Annotated in this window: 23 protein-coding genes and 1 riboswitch; of the genes, 11 read left to right on the plus strand and 12 right to left on the minus strand. The window is 37.5% G+C overall.

Going from position 1 to position 19199, the window contains the following annotated elements; translation table 11 throughout:
• Nucleotides 1–2: 2 nt before the first annotated feature.
• Complete coding sequence (locus tag ACIQXF_RS13155; RefSeq protein WP_402783561.1) at nt 3–800, minus strand: cupredoxin domain-containing protein; 798 nt, start codon at nt 798–800, stop codon at nt 3–5.
• A 468-nt stretch (nt 801–1268) separates the two neighbouring features.
• Here ACIQXF_RS13155 and crcB point away from each other — a divergent pair, with 468 nt between their 5' ends.
• From crcB to ACIQXF_RS13170, 3 genes are read left to right on the plus strand one after another with little or no spacing between them, the layout of a single operon-like run.
• Entirely contained in the window at nt 1269–1631 is a 363-nt protein-coding gene (crcB, locus tag ACIQXF_RS13160; RefSeq protein WP_402783563.1) for a fluoride efflux transporter CrcB, read from the plus strand.
• Entirely contained in the window at nt 1628–1957 is a 330-nt protein-coding gene (locus tag ACIQXF_RS13165; RefSeq protein ID WP_402783565.1) for a fluoride efflux transporter FluC, read from the plus strand. Before crcB ends, ACIQXF_RS13165 begins: the two co-directional genes overlap by 4 nt.
• A 15-nt stretch (nt 1958–1972) precedes the next feature.
• Nucleotides 1973–2320, plus strand: coding sequence for a hypothetical protein (locus ACIQXF_RS13170; RefSeq protein ID WP_402783567.1), 348 nt, complete (start codon nt 1973–1975; stop codon nt 2318–2320).
• Nucleotides 2321–2352: 32 nt separating this feature from the next.
• Here the strand turns inward: ACIQXF_RS13170 and ACIQXF_RS13175 are convergent, their stop codons facing one another.
• The 3 genes from ACIQXF_RS13175 to ACIQXF_RS13185 all read right to left on the minus strand — a co-directional run bounded on the left by ACIQXF_RS13175 (nt 2353) and on the right by ACIQXF_RS13185 (nt 4222).
• A complete protein-coding gene (locus ACIQXF_RS13175; protein WP_402783569.1) occupies nt 2353–3054 on the minus strand; it encodes an SIR2 family NAD-dependent protein deacylase in 702 nt (233 codons plus the stop codon).
• Nucleotides 3044–3175 carry a DUF3951 domain-containing protein gene (locus ACIQXF_RS13180; RefSeq protein ID WP_402783629.1) on the minus strand — a complete coding sequence of 44 codons (132 nt, stop codon included), beginning with the start codon at nt 3173–3175 and terminating at the stop codon, nt 3044–3046. Before ACIQXF_RS13180 ends, ACIQXF_RS13175 begins: the two co-directional genes overlap by 11 nt.
• A 123-nt stretch (nt 3176–3298) precedes the next feature.
• A complete protein-coding gene (locus ACIQXF_RS13185) occupies nt 3299–4222 on the minus strand; it encodes a substrate-binding domain-containing protein (RefSeq protein ID WP_402783570.1) in 924 nt (307 codons plus the stop codon).
• A 161-nt stretch (nt 4223–4383) separates the two neighbouring features.
• On the opposite strand from ACIQXF_RS13185, the gene modA reads away from it, so the two are divergent.
• The 3 genes from modA (at nt 4384) to ACIQXF_RS13200 (ending at nt 6936) form a co-directional block, all read left to right on the plus strand.
• Nucleotides 4384–5169 (plus strand): molybdate ABC transporter substrate-binding protein, encoded by a 786-nt coding sequence (gene modA, locus ACIQXF_RS13190; RefSeq protein ID WP_402783572.1) that lies wholly within the window; start codon nt 4384–4386, stop codon nt 5167–5169.
• A gap of 3 nt (nt 5170–5172) precedes the next feature.
• Nucleotides 5173–5829 carry a molybdate ABC transporter permease subunit gene (modB, locus tag ACIQXF_RS13195; RefSeq protein ID WP_402783630.1) on the plus strand — a complete coding sequence of 219 codons (657 nt, stop codon included), beginning with the start codon at nt 5173–5175 and terminating at the stop codon, nt 5827–5829.
• Between the two features lie 134 nt (nt 5830–5963).
• A riboswitch (ZMP/ZTP riboswitch) is annotated at nt 5964–6047 on the plus strand.
• A gap of 49 nt (nt 6048–6096) precedes the next feature.
• Nucleotides 6097–6936 carry a bifunctional 5,10-methylenetetrahydrofolate dehydrogenase/5,10-methenyltetrahydrofolate cyclohydrolase gene (locus tag ACIQXF_RS13200; RefSeq protein WP_402783574.1) on the plus strand — a complete coding sequence of 280 codons (840 nt, stop codon included), beginning with the start codon at nt 6097–6099 and terminating at the stop codon, nt 6934–6936.
• A gap of 512 nt (nt 6937–7448) precedes the next feature.
• Here ACIQXF_RS13200 and moaD read toward each other — a convergent pair.
• From moaD to ACIQXF_RS13225, 5 genes are read right to left on the minus strand one after another with little or no spacing between them, the layout of a single operon-like run.
• Nucleotides 7449–7682 (minus strand): molybdopterin converting factor subunit 1, encoded by a 234-nt coding sequence (moaD, locus tag ACIQXF_RS13205; protein WP_402783576.1) that lies wholly within the window; start codon nt 7680–7682, stop codon nt 7449–7451.
• Complete coding sequence (locus ACIQXF_RS13210) at nt 7675–8154, minus strand: molybdenum cofactor biosynthesis protein MoaE (RefSeq protein ID WP_402783577.1); 480 nt, start codon at nt 8152–8154, stop codon at nt 7675–7677. The genes moaD and ACIQXF_RS13210 overlap by 8 nt, the downstream gene beginning before the upstream one ends.
• Nucleotides 8151–8675: a molybdopterin-guanine dinucleotide biosynthesis protein B gene (gene mobB / locus ACIQXF_RS13215; protein WP_402783578.1), complete on the minus strand. Its 525-nt coding sequence runs from the start codon at nt 8673–8675 to the stop codon at nt 8151–8153. Before mobB ends, ACIQXF_RS13210 begins: the two co-directional genes overlap by 4 nt.
• Nucleotides 8639–9928 carry a molybdopterin molybdotransferase MoeA gene (locus ACIQXF_RS13220; RefSeq protein WP_402783579.1) on the minus strand — a complete coding sequence of 430 codons (1290 nt, stop codon included), beginning with the start codon at nt 9926–9928 and terminating at the stop codon, nt 8639–8641. The genes mobB and ACIQXF_RS13220 overlap by 37 nt, the downstream gene beginning before the upstream one ends.
• 13 nt (nt 9929–9941) lie before the next feature.
• On the minus strand, nt 9942–10958 hold the full coding sequence (locus ACIQXF_RS13225) for a thiazole biosynthesis adenylyltransferase ThiF (protein ID WP_402783580.1): 1017 nt from the start codon (nt 10956–10958) through the stop codon (nt 9942–9944).
• Nucleotides 10959–11109: 151 nt separating this feature from the next.
• Here ACIQXF_RS13225 and ACIQXF_RS13230 point away from each other — a divergent pair, with 151 nt between their 5' ends.
• The 3 genes from ACIQXF_RS13230 to moaC are packed head-to-tail and all read left to right on the plus strand — an operon-like array spanning nt 11110 to nt 12666.
• A complete protein-coding gene (locus ACIQXF_RS13230; protein ID WP_402783581.1) occupies nt 11110–11604 on the plus strand; it encodes a MogA/MoaB family molybdenum cofactor biosynthesis protein in 495 nt (164 codons plus the stop codon).
• Nucleotides 11601–12191 carry a molybdenum cofactor guanylyltransferase gene (mobA, locus tag ACIQXF_RS13235; protein WP_402783582.1) on the plus strand — a complete coding sequence of 197 codons (591 nt, stop codon included), beginning with the start codon at nt 11601–11603 and terminating at the stop codon, nt 12189–12191. Before ACIQXF_RS13230 ends, mobA begins: the two co-directional genes overlap by 4 nt.
• A complete protein-coding gene (gene moaC / locus ACIQXF_RS13240; protein ID WP_402783583.1) occupies nt 12184–12666 on the plus strand; it encodes a cyclic pyranopterin monophosphate synthase MoaC in 483 nt (160 codons plus the stop codon). Before mobA ends, moaC begins: the two co-directional genes overlap by 8 nt.
• 280 nt (nt 12667–12946) lie before the next feature.
• On the opposite strand, the gene moaA is transcribed toward moaC, so the two are convergent.
• From moaA to ACIQXF_RS13255, 3 genes are read right to left on the minus strand one after another with little or no spacing between them, the layout of a single operon-like run.
• A complete protein-coding gene (gene moaA / locus ACIQXF_RS13245) occupies nt 12947–13963 on the minus strand; it encodes a GTP 3',8-cyclase MoaA (protein WP_402783584.1) in 1017 nt (338 codons plus the stop codon).
• Nucleotides 13964–13986: 23 nt separating this feature from the next.
• The gene (gene fdhD / locus ACIQXF_RS13250) at nt 13987–14790 is read right to left on the minus strand and encodes a formate dehydrogenase accessory sulfurtransferase FdhD (protein ID WP_402783585.1); all 804 of its coding nucleotides are present in this window, start codon (nt 14788–14790) and stop codon (nt 13987–13989) included.
• 12 nt (nt 14791–14802) lie between these two features.
• Nucleotides 14803–15150 carry a Na-translocating system protein MpsC family protein gene (locus ACIQXF_RS13255; RefSeq protein ID WP_402783586.1) on the minus strand — a complete coding sequence of 116 codons (348 nt, stop codon included), beginning with the start codon at nt 15148–15150 and terminating at the stop codon, nt 14803–14805.
• Nucleotides 15151–15736: 586 nt separating this feature from the next.
• Here ACIQXF_RS13255 and fdhF point away from each other — a divergent pair.
• A complete protein-coding gene (fdhF, locus tag ACIQXF_RS13260; RefSeq protein ID WP_402783587.1) occupies nt 15737–18673 on the plus strand; it encodes a formate dehydrogenase subunit alpha in 2937 nt (978 codons plus the stop codon).
• A gap of 4 nt (nt 18674–18677) precedes the next feature.
• A complete protein-coding gene (locus tag ACIQXF_RS13265; RefSeq protein ID WP_402783588.1) occupies nt 18678–19157 on the plus strand; it encodes a helical membrane plugin domain-containing protein in 480 nt (159 codons plus the stop codon).
• Nucleotides 19158–19199: the final 42 nt, after the last annotated feature.

A 19199-nucleotide genomic window follows, 5' to 3' on the forward strand; every position in this document is an offset into this window, starting at 1 on the left:
CTTTATTGAACAACTACTAGTTTAGCTGTCATATCACCATGACCGGCACCACAAAAAACATTGCACATCATATTATATTCTCCAGCTTTTTCAGCTGTAAATTTCACAGTTCCATCCTTGTCTAAACTAACATCTAACCCCTCCACAGTGATGCCATGTGCACCTTCTTCAGATTTTAATGTTAGTGTTACTTCCTCTCCCGCTTTTACAAAAAAATTTTTTTCTCCCTTTGGACCGTGAAACTCAAAATTTTTACCAATTACATTCACATTTTGATTTGTTTCGACAGTAGTCTGGTCCACCTCCGCTGAAACTGGTTCTTCCTTCGGAGCCGTTGCCACCTCTTCGGACACAATCGTTAATAATGAAGGAGCTACATTAAATGGCTTATATTCTCCCTTTTTCTCTTTATATTCAGCTGTAACTGAATAATCAATTGTTCCCGTTGGTGTATCTTTAGTTACAGGATAGGCAACTACCCAAAAATTATCGTCGCCATGCTTCCCATATTGCATATCAAGTGTTTCCCCAGTAGAAAGATGAACTTGTACCTTCGCATCCTTTACTTGCTCATTTGTCACTCCATCTAGAACATTATTACGGAAAATAATTTTATCTCCTGGCGAAAATCGACTAGCTAGAACACATCCCCCTTGCTCTGTCACAGTATCACCAGTAATAATAAGTGAGCCTATATCCTTCTCTGTTGCTGCCCCTTTTTCATCTGTATCATTGTTACAAGCGGATAAAATAACCAACATCACAAGCATTGCTACAAATAATGTTATTGTTTTTTTCATAAAAAAACACCCCCAATTGATTTATATATATTTATGAAAGACAATAAATATATATATCTATTTTAATCTTCAAAAACTCTACTAATCAATGAAATACGAATTAATTTATAGAAAAATCAGAAAATTCATTCTTTAGTCTTGCATTTCAGACTTTCCAAAAACTGTTTTCACTATAGTTATATTGTTATATAAACATAATATTTTAGACGTTATAGATAGGTAATTTAGTGATAGCTAAACGACATTTTCAATAAACTACATCTCATGATAAAATCTTTATATAAAGTGAAACTTAATCGGTAGGGATTTTCTTGATCCCCTCTGTTCATTAGTCTTCATCAATCATGTATTCCGGGCAGTTAAACTACGAATTAACCTCTTTATTTTCTTTGAATGTTGAGGAGGATAATCTAAGCAGATAAATTACTGTCCGTTTATGCGGGATAAAGTTTTAAGGAGGACTAACATTTGAAATCATTTTTAACTGTTGGAATTGGTGGATTTCTGGGCGCTATCGGTCGATATAGCCTTAGTCTTATACTTCCAAATTCAGGCGGTTTCCCATTTACAACACTTTGTATTAACTTAGTTGGCTGCTTTTGCTTAGCATGGCTTTTTACTACTTTTACAAAGCGAACGCCTGTTGTTTTAGGAATTGGTACAGGCTTTTTGGGTGCCTTTACAACCTTTTCGACATTTTCTTTAGAGTTACTATTACTCCTACAAAATAGTGAGTATCTACAAGCCGTTCTCTATATTGTAGTGAGTGTTTTCGGCGGTCTAGTTTTTGCATGGCTGGGGATTAGATTAGCAAAGGGGCGCATTTTATGATTCTTATTGGTATTGGTGGATTTTTAGGTGCGCTAACGAGATTTTATCTAGGGAAATGGATTGTTCATACATATCCATGGGTTACATTTTTCATTAATATAACAGGGTCTTTTGCTCTCGGCTTTCTATTTGCTTTACACCTAAGTGATTGGCTTTGGCATTTTATCGGTATTGGGTTTTTAGGGGCCTATACGACATTTTCTACATTCGGCTTTGAATCCTTGCAGCTCTTTGAACAGAAAAAATGGAGACAAGCCATTACTTATATATGTACTACCGTTTTAATCGGAATACTTTGCGCGACACTCGGATTTTTATTGGTTTAAAAATGAGGTGATTTTTTGACACTGCCAACACCAGAACAATTACAACTACTCGAAACTGACATTGAACGAACTTTATATACATTGATTGATCTAGAATTGGACGAAAACTATTCAGAGATGAACATTCATTTTGCCCAATTACTTGCAAAAGTGCAGGCAGTTCAGTTAATTGATTATAAGCTAGATGTCCTTGTTGATCCTCAAGCATTTGCAACAGAAACATGTATTCTACTGCAAAGTTTAATAGAGGCCAAAGCTAGACCACATAAAAGGCAACGACTACTAACGCATCGTATGATTTTGAAAATATGGTTGCGTAAAAATCAACGCTTTATGAAGGAATTTTTACCACAAATGTTTTAGGCGCCTCTTAATTTTCCAAGGGCGCCTTTCTTTTAAACTTGCAATTGTTGCAAGACTTCTTTTATTTTCCCCTCAATCGTTATATCAAATTGAGTTGCATGCTGTGAAATATCTAAATTAATATACACGGTTTTACCTCTTGTCATCATTGGGAGTTGATTCACAGGATACACTTCGAGGCTTGTACCGATGACAAGTACAAGCTCAGCTGCTTTCATCGCCTCCATCGTCTTGTGCCAGCTTGCTTGTGGCAAACCTTCTCCAAAAAGCACTACATTTGGACGTAGTTTACCACCGCAATGTGAGCAACTCACCTTGTTCAAAAAGTTATCCATTGAAGCAGCTTGCTGACAACGATGACAACGAATGGAACGTATCGAGCCATGTAATTCCTCTACTTTTTGACTTCCAGCCAATTGATGAAAACCGTCCACATTTTGTGTAGCCACTAATAAAACTTTCCCTCGCTTTTCCCAGTCAGCTAGAATTTTATGACCTTCATGTGGCGCTGCTTTTTCTAAATTTTCAATCCGTATTTTATAAAATTCGTAAAATAATGAATAATTCTGTGTCAATGCATCCGTAGTAGCTACTGTTCGAGGATCAATATTATTCCACCAACCTGATGCTGAACGGAAGTCTGGAATACCACTTTCGGTTGACATGCCAGCACCTGTTAAAATCACCGTATTATTTGAGGATTGCACCCACTCCCTTAATCGTTCAATTGTCATTTTTCATTTCTCCATTCATAGCATCATCAAAGGGTGTATAGGTCATAGTTGGTACTTTCTTTTTTACAAAAAAGCGATACAAAGTGCGAATCAATATACTTGAAAAAACGACACTTAACATAAGCACAATACTATTCCAAATATTCAATCTGACCACCTATCCTTTCTCTTTCGAGTAACTTTTTCATGAATGTCCAAAATAATCGTTTGACCACCTTTGATCATTGGATATAACAACTAATGATTAAAGCGTTTCATAGATCACATGACCCGTCTGAGTTAAGTCATAATCACCTAATGCAGCTACTTCTGATTGGAAATCTGCTGAAGTCAAAATCGCTTTCACAGTGTTAATCAGTTGTAAATTGTCAGGTGTTTTTAATAAGACAATATCATAACGTTCTAACACAAGTGGAATAAAATCGACATTTATGAGTTTGGCGATTTTTTCTATCCCTATTCCAATATCTGCGTGCCCATTTGCCACAGTAGAAGCTACGTCAATATGGCTCATTCCTTCATGTTGATACCCTTCAATTGTGGAAGGAGATATGTGATGAATGCGCAATTGCTCATCTAATAAAATCCGAGCACCTGAGCCTTTCTCACGATTCATTAATTTCAATGACTTGGTCTTAAAATCATCAAATGACTGAATTTGCAATGGGTTCCCTTTTTGAACATAGAAGCCCGCTCTACGTGAAATTATATTGATGAGAATATATGCATGACTCACAAAAATCTTTTTTAAATAAGGCGTATTGTAGTCCCCTGAATCTCCGTCATACATATGTAAACTAGCAATATCACATTCTCCGTTATACATCGCCATGACACCATTAAAGCTACCTTCATGTGAACGCAATACTTTATTGGAATGTTTTTTCTCTATATACTTTCCTAACAAATCTAATACTAAATCTTGCCCACTAATAATAATTTTATTGTTTTTCGTAAGAGTGGCTGTCGATGAGGGCGTCAAAGAAGGCGTTGCTCCCGTTTTTCGCTTTTGAATATATAATTGCAAATCCGTTGTATCCACACGCATTTGTCGACCTACACGAAAAACAGGCAAGTCTCCCTTTTTCACCAAATCATAAATAGTTAATTTTGAAACCTTTAATAGTTGTGCAACCTCTTCTATCGTATAGGATTGTTCTTGTGACATTAAAAAAATCCCTCCTATAATCTCTTCTTTCTATGGTAACGTATTTAACCCTCTTTTAACATCTTGACAATTTTTCTCAATGAAGCATTTCCTTTTTATCTATAACTTATTATAATTAGTTATGTCTTGTTATAACGAGTTATAAAAGGAGTAAGATTAATGTGAAAAAATTTTATAGTTTCTTTGTTATACTGTTACTACTAGTTGGCATATTGGCTGGTTGTGGTAACCAAGAAAGAAATACGAAAACAAACGAACCAGTTGAAATAACGATTTCTGCAGCTGCTAGTTTGCAAGATGCCTTAGAAGAACTTAAAGCAACTTATAAAAAAGAACATGATACGATAAAAATCCTCTATAACTTTGGCGGTTCAGGTGCTTTACAACAACAAATTTTACAGGGCGCTCCTGTAGACCTTTTCTTTTCAGCAGCACAAGATAAATTCGATACGCTTGTAGAAAAAGGGATTATCGATAAAAAACAGGGAACGAATCTTTTAGCTAACGACTTAGTATTAATTGTTCCAAAAAAGAATGAAAAACATATTCAATCCTTTGAAGGCTTAAAACAAGCAGGAAAAATTGCTCTTGGTACACCAGAAACAGTTCCTGCTGGACAGTATGGTGTTGAAACTTTGAAAACTATGCAACTTTGGGAAGCGATAGAATCCAAAATGGTGTATACAAAAGATGTTCGTCAAGTACTTACTTACGCAGAAACAGAAAATGTTGATGCAGGTATAGTTTATAAAACCGATGCCCTTTCATCAGAAAAAGTAGATATCGTTTCTGTTGCAAATGATGATACACATACACCTATTATTTATGCAGTAGGTATTATAAAAAATAGTAAATATACAAAAGAAGTGGAAGATTTCTATAACTTTTTACAAAGTGATGAAGCGATGAATGTATTTAAAAAGTATGGATTTAAAGAGGCTCATTAATTGATGGGTACTGATTTCTGGTCACCACTTAAGCTTTCTGTTGAGATTGCATTTGTCGCAGGGATCATAACTATAGTGGCAGGTATTTTGATTGGTAAATGGATGGCAACACACCATTTCAGAGGAAAATTACTTCTTGAAACGGTATTGCTTTTGCCATTGGTGTTACCTCCTACTGTAGTAGGTTTCCTTCTGATCATTATTTTTGGAAAAAATAGTGTTTTAGGTAACCTGATTATGTGGCTTTTTAATCAACCAGTCATGTTCACCTGGTGGGCAGCCGTCATCGCTTCTACTGTTGTTGCCTTTCCTTTAATGTATCAATCGGCAAAAAACGGCTTTGAGTCTGTTGATCAAGAAATTGAAAATGCTGCACGTGTTGATGGTGCTAACGAATGGCAAGTCTTTTGCCTCGTTTCTATTCCGCTTGCATTGAAGGCACTTGTTTCAGGAGGCATTTTAAGCTTTACACGGGCATTAGGTGAATTCGGTGCCACCTTAATGTTTGCCGGAAACATTCCTGGCAAAACACAAACTACGCCACTTGCTATCTATATGGCCATTGATGCAGGAAACATGGCACTTGCTTGGACATGGGTCATTTGTATGATAGGCATTTCCTTCATTATGCTTCTTAGCATTCATTTAATGCAAAAATAAAAAGAAATCCTTGCGATTTATGTAAGTAACTCTAAATGAGTAATAAATTTGTTTAATTTTTATTAAACTAACGCATCCTTGGCGAAAGAACAATTGACACTTAATTCCATACAATGATATTCTTTATTCAAAGCTTAAAATACAGTAACTGACGACATTTATGGAATAAACCATAAGGGAGCTGTGTTTTATATCGTCGGGTCGTCTGGGCAGAGACAAGAACTTTTAGTTCTTGTCTCTTTTTATTATATTTCAGGAGGGATTTTTTTGAAAAAGGTCATTTTAGATGGGAAAATCGTTGCCCAAGAAGTAAAAAACAACTTGATGGAACGAATTGAATTATTAAAAGAAAAAGGTATAGTTCCATGCCTTGCAACTATATTAGTTGGTGATAACCCTTCATCAGAAACTTATGTAAAAATGAAAGGGACTGCTTGTGAAAAAATCGGCATAAAGTCTATTCGTATTCAACTACCTAAAGAAATTGAAACTGAAGAATTAATTAAAACGATTAAAGAGCTAAATATGGATGAAGATGTTCATGGCATTCTTCTGCAACACCCAGTACCCTCTCACATTGATGAGCGTCTGGCATTTGAAGCAATTGATATAAAAAAGGATGTAGATGGTGTAACAAGTGCTGGCTATGGTCAAACAGCACTCGGGTTCAGTACATACCCTTCATGTACACCAGCAGCTATACTAGAAATTTTAAAATATTATCAAATACCTATTGAAGGAAAACATGCTGTTGTAGTTGGAAGAAGTCCAATTTTAGGAAAACCAGTTTCTGCACTACTTTTAAATGAAAATGCTACTGTGACTACTTGTCATTCAAAAACAATAAATTTACCTGATATTTTAAAATTAGCAGATATTGTAGTAGCCGCAATTGGAAAACCAGAATTTATTAAAGGTGAATGGTTAAAAGGGGGTTCAGTGATTTTAGACGCAGGTTACAATAAAGGGAATATTGGGGATATAGAATATGATTCCTGCTATACAGTTGCAAGTGCTATTACCCCCGTTCCTGGTGGTGTAGGGCCTGTTACGATTGCAATGTTACTAAAGCATACAGTAGAGTCTGCAGAAAAACATTTATTATAGAATAGAACTTTAAGTTGCAACTACCCTGCTGATTAGTCCTAAGAATTACACAACTTTCTTATTTTTAAAGTACTTTATTGTAAGTTAAACAACTTTATTATCACAGGTGTGTTGATTAGGGAAATTTTAGCTTTATATTGAGCGTTTTTTTGTTAATATTTTGCTTATATGTGTCCATTTCAGCTGATTGTAGTGAAGGGCTACTTGACTCCCGCGGGAAAGACGAAACCCTGAGACCAACAGATGTTTTCTGTGCGAAAGCGCAGTGCAACGTAGCGACAGCAACAACGAATTTGTTTACTGTGCGAAAGCGAAGCGACAGCAACAAAGCAAGTAGCCCGTAACGGAAATCAGCATCCTTTAATTAGAGTGGATAAATTGGTCAATCTACACTATATTATCATTTAACAAAAGAGTATGTAGATAAAAGAATGACAACAGGCATCGAGAGTGAATTTCTCGACGCCTGTTGTCGAAAGTCTGAGATGTAGTTGAATCAGCTATCTTTTTTGTTACCCACCACTGATTGGTGGAATAAAGGCGATAGTGTCTCCCGCCCTGGCTATCATCGTGTCCGTTGCGAACTCCTCATTTATAGCAGTCATCATATGCTGTAAGGATAGTTGTGGATATTGATTTTCCATCCACTCTTTAATTTGACCAACTGTCATATCTGCCAAGTCTACTTTTAATTCTGACTGCCCAATCGCTTCTTGTAAGTGAGCAAATAATAAAATATTAATCACGCTTTTCCTCCTCTTCGATAGAAGGCGTTCCCTTTGGATATGGGACATTTTCTAGTTGATCACCAATCCATTCAGTGCCGTCCTCCCAAAACTCTTTTTTCCAAATAGGAACAATTTGTTTAATGCGGTCAATCGCATATTCATTCGCCATGTAGGCTACTTTACGATGTGGTGATGACACGGCAATGACTACGGCAATATCGGAAATACCTAAATGGCCCACACGATGTGTAATAGCTACTTCTGCTTGTGGCCACTGCTCTTTTATTTCTTTAGAAATCTGTTCGAACATTTTAATCGCCATAGCCGGATAGGCTTGATATTCCAAATGCAGTGTTTTCTTGCCATTCGTTATTTCACGTACTGTTCCAATAAAAACTGTAATCGCACCAGCATTTCGACTGAGTACTTTTTGCCTTACTGCCTCTACATCAATCGGTTTATCAATAATCTCAAACAACGATGTCGTCATGATTTCCCCCTCATTTCTTTCAATAAAAATTCGATATACTGTGCTTGTTCATGAATTGAAAAAGCTGGGATAGCTAGTGACTGATCGAGCGGATAGCTTGGCCAATAGAGCACGCAGATGATATTGGACACTTTTTGTAGCAAAGCTTGATCTTGTGCCGATCGCAAAAGTACGATCTTCGGATAGTGTTCGTTCTTATATCCTTCAATCAAAATGATATCCATCGGAAAGGATGCATAAATCGCTAGTATATCAGCAAGTTGCCAGTTACTTTGATGAATACTCATGCGCAAAGTACCCTCTCCTTCAACTGCTGTGACACTTGCGCCAGCCTGCTCATGACGAATACTATCTTTTGAAGCTTCTACCATAGGGCTACCACCATGTCCATGATGCTTGATTGTCCCTACGCGTAACCCTTCCGTAGTAGCTTGTATAATTAGTTGCTCCATCAATGTAGTCTTTCCACTATTTTGATAGCCTACTATTTGTAAAATTTTTTGATGTTGTCCCAAGGCCACTCACTTCCTTGCAAATCTTCTAACAATAAGACATCTACTTGCATTCCTTTTTCGTATCCACGTGAGCCACCTGGTAATACAATAAAGGCATTGGCTTCCGCTAAGGACGAAACAGCGCTAGATTTATCAAACCCAGAGGGAACCGCAACTAATTGACCGTTTTCAAATGACGCACTAGCACGTACAAACCGTGTAAATGGATTTGGCTTTTTAAAATCCGTACCTAAAACAGCCTGTTCTCTACGTAAATGAGGTTGCTGATTGCCAAATGCAGTTCGAATAATCGGACGTGCAAATAGTTCAAAACCAACATAGCAAGCAGATGGATTACCTGAAAGTCCAAATAATAATTGACCATTTCGAGCAGCAACTGTTGTGACACTACCAGGTCGCATCGCCACTTTATTAAACAACACTTTTGCGTCAATAGCTTCATAGATGGCAGGTAAGTAATCATAATCACCTACGGATACGCCTCCTGTTGTAATCAATATATCTACTTCCTGTAAAGCTTTTTCAACAATATCAATACACAAATTAAGATCATCGCTGAATTTGCCAAAGTATTTGACTGCTGCACCAGCACGTTCAATTTGAGCCATAATCATATAGGCATTACTATTACGAATTTTGCCTAGCTGTAAAGATTCGCCTGGCTCTAGTAATTCACTTCCAGTGGCAATAACACCTACGATTGTTTTACGATAAACAGGAACCTGATCATAACCAAAAGTAGCAAGTAATGCCACAACTCCTGGATTAATATACTGTCCTTTTTTAATAAGAATTGCTCCTTTTTCAACATCCTCTCCTTTATAGGAAATATTTGTTCCCGCTTCAAAAGTACGTTTAATCGCCATAACCATTTGATTATTTTCTTGCAATGTATGTGTTAATTCTAGCATGACAACTGCATCACATCCTTTTGGGATAGGAGCACCTGTCATAATGCGTACCGCTTGTCGATAGCCTACTTCTCCCTCGTATACATAGCCCGCGCCAATTTCACCAACGACTTGAAAGGTTATTGGATTTTCTGAAGAGGCCTCTTGACTATCAACTGCACGAATAGCATAGCCATCATAAGGTGAACGATCAAAAGCTGGTACATCGTGATCCGCAGCTACATCTTCTGCTATAAAACGTCCATGTGCTTCTAATAATGAAACAAACTCCTTTTTTTCTTGAAAGGCAAATTCCATCACACGTTGAACAGCTTCTCCTACCGCAATTGGTTTTCTTTTTTCTAACATTTGGCACACTCCTTTATCCTAATAAACGATAGTAAATGCTTTTCGCTTTTGGTATATCTTGTATACCATGGATAACTACTCGCCCATCTTTGAAAATTACTATTCTATAATCCGTAGTTTGACAAGAAAGCAAATAAGGATTTATTTGAATATCACCGTAGGGACGTAGTTGTACAGCAAGCTGCTCTAAATTATAGTGAATCGGTTTCGGGGGTCGAATTTGTATGGCATCACGACCGCATAATATCTCTAATTTCGTTTGATTTTCATATGATAAATATGGATATGTAGGATTATTCCCACAGGATGGACAATCATGCTGACGGATTTTTTTCACATTGATTTCATAATGTTGATTTTGCCACACATCAAACGTTAAGTAGCTTTTTCGTAAGGCTTTTTCATCCCCTACTAAAAGCTTTAAAACTTCCGTAACTTGATAGGCGGCTACGATTTGAACAGCTGGACTGATAATTCCCACTGTATCGCAAGTCATCCCTGTATTAGGCAGCACTTTTAGCAAACAATGTAAACAAGGTGTTTTGCCTGGTACAATCGTATAAGTCGCACCATAACTACCAACGCAAGATCCATATACCCATGGAATGTGATATTTTTGTGCAAGGTCATTCATCATAAAGCGAACGTCAAAATTATCCGTTGCATCTACCATGATATTGACATCTTCAAGCAGTGGCAGCAATGACTCCGTACAAGCATCTAAAATAGCAACATGGATTTCTACCTCTGAGTTAATACTTTGAAGTCGCTTTTTGGCAGCGATCACTTTAGGAACTTTTTCTTGCGCATCCTGTTCCGTATATAGTTGTTGCCTTTGTAAATTACTCCACTCTACATAATCACGATCAATCAATGTTAGCTTGCCAATGCCTGCCCTCACAAGTGCTTCAGCGCTGGCACTACCCAAGGCACCAACTCCTATGATTAGAACGTGTTTTTGTTTGAGCACCTGCTGCCCTCTTTCTCCGATTGGACTAAATAATTGTTGTCTAGAGTATCTATTATGCATAAGCGTTGTGCCTTTCTATGAATTTTAGTTTGACCTTTTTGTTTATAGCTTTATAATAAAGTGAAACTTAATCAGTGGGAATATTCTTCATCTGCACTGATTCTAATTACGGAATAAGCTCATGTAAAACGCAAGAAAAGGAGGTCATTCCTTGCATCCCACGCATCACCAACAACCAATCCAAGCGGCTATTTTAACTGTGAGTGACACACGCTCAAAGGCAGATGATCATGGAGGACAGCGTATTCAAACGTTACTTCAAGAAGCTTCATTTGAAATAGCAGACTACCAAATATCAAAAGATGAACCACTTGAAATCTCAAAGCATGTAAAATATTGGTGCATTAATCCTACTATCAATACGATTATCGTCACAGGTGGGACAGGATTTACACCAAGAGACCAAACCTATGACACCATTCTCCCACTTTTTGAAAAAGAAATGATGGGATTTGGGGAGTTGTTTCGAACATTAAGCTATGAAGAAATCGGCCCAAAAGCTATGTTTAGTCGTGCCACAGCAGGTAGTCGCAACCAAACGGCCATCTATGTATTACCAGGTTCAACAAATGCTGTGACGCTTGCCATGACAAAGCTAATTCTTCCTACTGTTCAACATTTTGTAGGAGAGCTAAATCGCCTATGAAAATTGCTGGTGTTATCTTAGCTGGCGGTCAATCTTCTCGATATGGTCAACCCAAAATGTTTGAGCTGTTTGCTGGCCAGCCTTTATATAAAAGCAGTCTCATCGCCTTAGAAAAAAATCAGCTTGAACCATTAATTATTGCTACGAATGCTAGCCTACAACCAAGATTTGTCGAGGAAAAGGTCCAATGGATCATTGAAAAACAGCCCCATCAAGGGCCACTTTTTGCACTGCACAATATCATGACAGCTTGTCCCGATGTTGAGTGGTTTTTTGTAGTTGCTAGTGATATGCCTTATATGAATGCAGATTTTATCCAAAAGATGCTTGGATATATTGATGATTGCTATGATGCAATTGTTCCAAAACAAGCGTTAAGATTGCAACCATTGGCTGCATTATATCGGCGCACTGCGTTACCAAAAACATATCAATTAATAAAGCAAAACAAACGGAGTATGAAAGTCTTGTTAGAGCAACTTCGAGTTTGTTATGTTCCATTTGAAGAAAAAAACCCAACATTTATCAATATCAATGCCCAACAAGATTGGTCACAAACAGATAAAAAGGAGTCTGACTATGAATAATTTTACACACTGGAACGAGGAAGGTCGCCCCAAAATGGTCGATATTTCAGAAAAAGAAATTACAACACGTACAGCCATCGCTCGTAGTACGATTACATTATCTGATGAAGTCTATCAAGCCATCCAACAAGGTGACATGAAAAAAGGGGATCCTACGCAAGTCGCACAAATTGCAGGGATTATGGGTGCTAAAAAAACTGCCGATATTATTCCAATGTGTCATCCGATTATGCTACAAGGGACGGATCTCCAATTTGACTATAAAAAAGCAAAGGATGGATATGAACTACATATTCAAGCAACTGTAAAATGTAGTGGGAAAACAGGTGTTGAAATGGAAGCACTAACAGCTGTATCCGTGGCTGCACTAACTTTTTATGATATGTGTAAAGCTGTTGATAAAACAATGGTTATTAAGGAAACCTATCTTGTTCAAAAAACAGGCGGAAAAAGCGGTACCTTTATGCATAAATAAAGTGAAACTTCAATCAGCAGGGGTTTCCTCATCCCCACTGATTGAGGAACACAAGCTAAAACCTTCACATCCTGTGAAAACACTTGTGTGACCAACATCCTGTTGCCCCTCACCAATCGGGCTTTTACGGGCAGTTGCTCTTCCACTTATATTTTTTGCTTCACTTAAATCTTAAAGTGCGAGTTTTGTACCTGTTACTCTACAGTATATTACTGCCCGTTTATGCGGGATAAACAGAAAAATCTGGCATCGCTTTGCCGATTTTTTTCTATTTTTCACTTTAACCACCGATGTGAGACATTTCAATTTTTGAGTTTTTCCTTTTTGTCATCGTCTGTTCACTACGCTCATCAGAATAGCGATCATTTCTACTTTCCCATACATCTGAAATACACTTGATAATGGTTGCATCATCATTCCCTGCCCTTAACAGCTCTCTTAAATCAGTGCCATGAGTTGCAAATAAACAAGTATATAATTTTCCTTCTGCAGATAGACGAGCTCGTGAACAAGTTGAGCAAAAAGAATCGGTGACAGACGATATCACGCCGATTTCTCCTTGAACATCTTGATATTGAAAACGCGTCGCCACTTCCCCAAGATAATTAGGGGCAACAGGTTTCAAAGGAGAAAATTGATGAACTTGGTCAATGATTTCTTTTTTCGACACAACGTCATCTAGCCGCCAACCATTCGAATTACCAACATCCATATATTCAATAAAGCGTAAAATATGCTGCTTTTCTTTAAAAAATTCTGCCATTGAAACGATATCTTGATCATTTTTCCCTTTTTGGACAACCATATTGATTTTTACTTGCAAACCAGCTTCTGCAGCCTTTTCAATACCTTCTAATACCGTTATTACCTTTCCACGATGCCCATTCAGCTCAAAAAAGCGCTCGTCATTTAGTGAATCTAGACTGACTGAGACTCGTGATAAGCCTGCTTTCGCCAATTCATGTGCATATTTTTTCAATAAAGTGCCATTGGTTGTTAAGGCAATATCCTCTACCCCAGCTATGCGATGAATACGTTCAATTAATTCTGGCAAATCACGACGGAGTAAAGGCTCACCACCCGTAATGCGTACTTTTTTCACACCTAATGAAACGAAAATTTTTACTAATCGTTCAATCTCATCAAAATTCAATATTTTATCGGACGGTAAAAATGCGTAATCTGGACCAAATACTTCTGCAGGCATGCAATATTGACAACGAAAATTGCAACGATCTGTCACTGAAATCCTTATATCTCTTAACGGTCTGTGTAATTGGTCTTGTAGATTCGTCATTTAAATCTCCTACTTTCATGTTGTTAAAGTATTTCTGTTGGCAATTGAATACGTTCTCGGTGTGTATAAATATTCAGTGTATTTTGGCGGATAAAACCTACTGTTGTAATCCCAAGTTGCTCAGCCAATTGTAATGCCAATTCCGTTGGCGCTGATTTGGAGAGAACGATTTCACAGCCAATTTTTGATACTTTCAGTAAAATTTCCGACGAAATCCGTCCGCTAAAGACGATAATCTTGTCTTGGATGCTAATATTATTACGTAGGCAATAGCCGTAAATTTTATCTAAAGCATTATGACGTCCTATATCCATGCGACTTAAAACAATACCATTCACATCACATAGCGCTGCATTATGAACACCACCAGTTTTTTTAAATATGTCAGCAGAATCTTGCATAGCGTTCATTAAACGAAAACAATCATTCGCTGTAATTTTCACATGAATATCTTCCATTTTTTTTGCCACTAATGCATCATTTGTGAAAACAAAACCTTGTCGACTCATACCGCAACAAGATGTAATATAACGTTTATTTTGGGTTTGTTGATAGTAAGGATTTATGTGCTTTGTTTTAATATGCACAAAACCTTCTTTTTCTTGGTACCAGATTTCTTCAATATCTTCGTAACTACGTATCACTCGTTCAGAAGCTAAATACCCGATAACCATATCTTCTACATACTCTGGTGTGCACACCATCGTTACGAATTCCTGCTGATTAATCTTCACGGTAACAGCGTATTCTGTGACAACCAAATCATCTATTTTTTTCACTTGCTGACCTTCAACACGCAGAATCTCTCTTGTTACTGCTCTGTCCATTCGGCATCTCCCTTATTCGCTTATTTTCTCTTCAAAAACAAAAACAGAAATAGCAAAATCTTCTTCAATTTTAATATCTGAAAATAGGTGGAGTAACTTACTGCCCATCAATTCTTCCATGCCTTCAGGTGGTGATTGGGCATATAAATCTTGAATCATATTTGTCCGTGCAGCATGCACCATTTTTAGCCCTTCAGGCGTACTCGCAATAAATTTTTCTGTCGGAGTGATGTTCCCATATAAAGTTGAAACAGCCATGTTTTCAACCAATACCGTATGAATACGTTCCGGTCCCTTGCCAAATAAATCCTTGCGTAATTTTCGAATCATATCGTTAAACGCATGTACTTTTTTAGACATATCAACGATTCTCCCATCGTAATTAACTTTTTATGCAATGAATATAGGGGTCACCCTTACAGTTTGTTAATGATATAGCAACTTTTAAAAAAATAAAAGAGAAAATAATTTTCGATACTCGGTATTAGTTAAAAACTTTTATGTTAAATATTGTTCATTTTGAAGGAAAAGGCTATAATAAATGATATCTTAAATGGAATTGATGTATTTTGATTCCTATGTCATAGTTTACACAAAAAAGTGAAACGATTCGCATAGTTGATTTTAATATTTGAATTCTATTGTTACTAAAAAATAAAAGTAGATTGAGTTTTTAGCAAGGCCTGCTAAGAATTTTATCCACCATGAATCATTAGCATGTCTAAGACGTGCCATTTCATGGTGGATTTTTTTATTTTTTAAAAACTAAAGACAGGACTATTTGTTACGATCTAGCAATTTACCTATTTTGAGGTAGCTTCAAGATCATTTGGGAATTACAATGATAACAAGACACTCTTTAACTAACTCGATATGTTATTCCCTTTTTGTCTTAAGCCGTAACAAGTTGTCCTATCAGTCTCACAGTGTAAAAGGAGGAAGTACCTTGACTCAAATTAAAATTAATGGCGTACCGTATGATGTGAAAGAAGGGGCTACAATCCTTAATACCATTAATCAACATGATATTGCTCATCCACAGATTTGTCATGTACCATCTGTTGATCCTATCGAAACGTGTGATACTTGTATCGTTGAGGTTGATGGTCAATTAGTTCGATCCTGCTCAACAAAAGCAATTGACGGCATGGATGTCTTACTTACTTCTGAGAAAGCAAAAGCTGCGCAAACCGAAGCGATGGACCGCCTACTAGAAAATCACTTATTGTACTGTACCGTTTGTGATAATAATAATGGGAATTGTAAATTACACAACACAGCAGAATTAATGGAAATCGAACATCAAAAGTATCCATACAGACCAAAAGTTGAACCCCATCAAGTGGATATGTCACACCCATTTTATCGATATGATCCTAACCAATGTATCGCATGTGGCCAATGTGTAGAGGTTTGTCAAAGTTTACAAGTTAACGAGACATTATCCATAGATTGGGAAGCAGAAAGACCACTAGTTATTTGGGATGAAGGTGTTGCTATTAATGATTCTTCCTGTGTAAGTTGCGGTCATTGTGTAACTGTTTGTCCATGTAACGCATTAATGGAAAAATCCATGCTTGGAGAGGCTGGATTTATGACTGGACTTAAACAGGATATGTTAGATCCAATGATTAGCTTAATTAAAGAAGTTGAGCCGGGATATAGCGGAATTTTTGCGGTTTCTGAAATCGAGGCGGCTATGCGGAGTAAACGTACTCGCAAAACGAAAACTGTATGTACTTTCTGTGGAGTAGGCTGCTCTTTTGAAGTTTGGACAAAAGATCGTAAAATTTTAAAAGTACAACCTTCCGATGGTCCAGTAAATGCCATTTCTACTTGTGTTAAAGGGAAATTTGGCTGGGACTTCATCAACTCTGAGGAACGTATTACAAAGCCATTAATTCGTAAAAATGATGAATTTGTTGAATCATCATGGGACGAAGCATTGGATTTGATCGCGACAAAACTTGGCGGTATTCAACGAGAGTACGGTTCTGGTTCTGTTGGCTTTATCTCCTCTTCTAAAATTACGAACGAAGAAAATTACTTAATTCAAAAAATGGCACGTCAATTGTTTGAAACGAACGACGTAGATAATTGTTCACGTTACTGTCAATCACCAGCTACTGATGGTTTATTACGTACAGTGGGTATGGGTGGTGATGCTGGCACCATCAAAGATATCGCAAAGGCGGGTCTTGTCATCATTGTTGGTGCTAACCCTGCAGAAGGTCACCCTGTTTTGGCGACACGTGTCAAACGTGCGCATAAGTTACATGGGCAAAAATTAATAGTTGCCGATATTCGTAAACATGAAATGGCTGAGCGTTCAGACATCTTCATGCATCCGAAACAAGGGACTGACCAAGTTTGGTTAATGGCCGTAACAAAATACATCATCGATCAAGGTTGGCATGATGAAGCCTTTATTCAAGAAAATGTTCTGTATTTTGATGATTTAAAACAAGTGCTTGAAAAATACACACTAGATTACGCTGAGGAAATGACTGGTATTACTAAAGAAACATTAATCCATGTTGCTGAAATGATTCGTGATGCTGACGGTACCTGTGTTCTTTGGGGTATGGGTGTCACACAAAATACAGGTGGTTCGTATACATCTGCCGCTATTTCTAACCTTCTTTTAGCAACTGGTAACTATCGTCGTCCCGGTGCAGGAGCCTACCCTCTTCGCGGCCATAACAACGTTCAAGGTGCTTGTGATATGGGTACACTACCAAATCTATTCCCAGGTTATCAAAGGGTTACAGATGATGAGGTACGAGCAAAGTTTGAAAAAGCTTATGGTGTTAAAATTCAACCACAACCAGGTCGTAATAATATGCAAATGTTAGATGCGATTATGGAAGGTAAGATGAAAGCGATGTATTTAGTGGGAGAAGATATGGCTCTGGTTGACTGTAATGCCAACCATGTAGATGAGGTTCTTTCACAATTAGACTTTTTTGTTGTCCAGGATTGTTTCCTATCACGCACAGCACAATATGCGGATGTTATTTTACCAGCAGCACCTTCGCTTGAAAAAGAAGGTACTTTCACCAATACGGAACGTCGCGTTCAGCGCTTGTATCAAGTCTTACCAACACTTGGTGAGTCAAAGGCAGATTGGGAAATCTTGCAAGCCGTTGCTCGTCGCTTAGGAGCAAATTGGGATTACAAACACCCTAGTGAAATTTTTGATGAAATGGCTAGCCTTTCTCCAATTTTCTCTCAAGCCAATTATGATGTATTAGAAGGTTGGGGTAGCTTCTGCTGGGGTAGCCTTGATGGTAAAGATACACCTTTACTTTATGAAGATGGCTTTAACTTCCCTGACAAAAAAGCCCGTTTTGCCTTACATGATTGGGTAGAACCTGTTGAATTTGAAGCACAGTACGATTGTCATATTAATAATGGCCGAATGCTTGAACATTTCCACGAAGGAAATCTAACAAATAAATCGAAAGGTATTCAATCGAAAGTACCAGAGATTTTCGTTGAAGTATCACCAGAATTAGCGAAAGAACGAGGCATTGAAGATGGAGCCCTACTACGTTTAGTATCTCCATATGGCGCGCTAAAGTTAAATGCCCTCGTCACAGATCGTGTGCAAGGTAATGAGTTATTCTTACCAATGAACTCTGTTAGCAAAGATTCAGCCATTAACTTCTTAACAGGCCCTGCTGCAGATATTAATACATCAACACCGGCTTATAAACAAACAAAAATACGAGTGGAAGTGCTAAAACCAAAAGGAAAATCGCCACTTCCTCGAACAAACCCACGCTATAAAAAGCGTCATCCTCAAAATGGTGTCGAGGTACAACGTAAATGGAATCGTCCTGGCTACGTTCACTTAACAACACTTAACGAAAGAGAGTGATAGCATGGCTGTACCCATTACAAGCATAAAAAAACAGCAGTTAACGGAAGAACAACTTAAGGAACAAAAATTAGAGAATCTAAAACAACTTCTATCTGAAAATGAAGAAACGGTTAATCAAGTCTTTACCATCATGGCAGAATTAAATGATATTGGTGCACTTGAGGCAGCTACCAAACTACTTGAAGCTAAAGAGGAAGTTGCCCATATTGCACTAGGACAATTAACACGCAAGCCAGTGACGAATATTATCAATAATTTAATGGGTGTTGCTGGGGCATTAACTGAACTAAATCCTGAAACAACTACAAAGCTCATTGAGGGCTTAAATTCCGGTGTAGATGAAGCCAATAAAGCACTTGAGGCAGATGAAAAAATTAGTGCCTTTAAGCTAGTTAAAATGTTAAATGATCCAGATGTCAATCGCGCGCTCAATTTTGGGGTCCATTTCTTAAAAGGACTTGGAAAAGGCTTAAAAGAATAAGATGGTTACATGAAGCAAAATACTGGTTCTTCGGTATATAAC

Source organism: Lysinibacillus sp. NPDC097231 (assembly GCF_044761885.1).
In the GTDB taxonomy this organism is placed as follows: Bacteria; Bacillota; Bacilli; order Bacillales_A; family Planococcaceae; genus Lysinibacillus.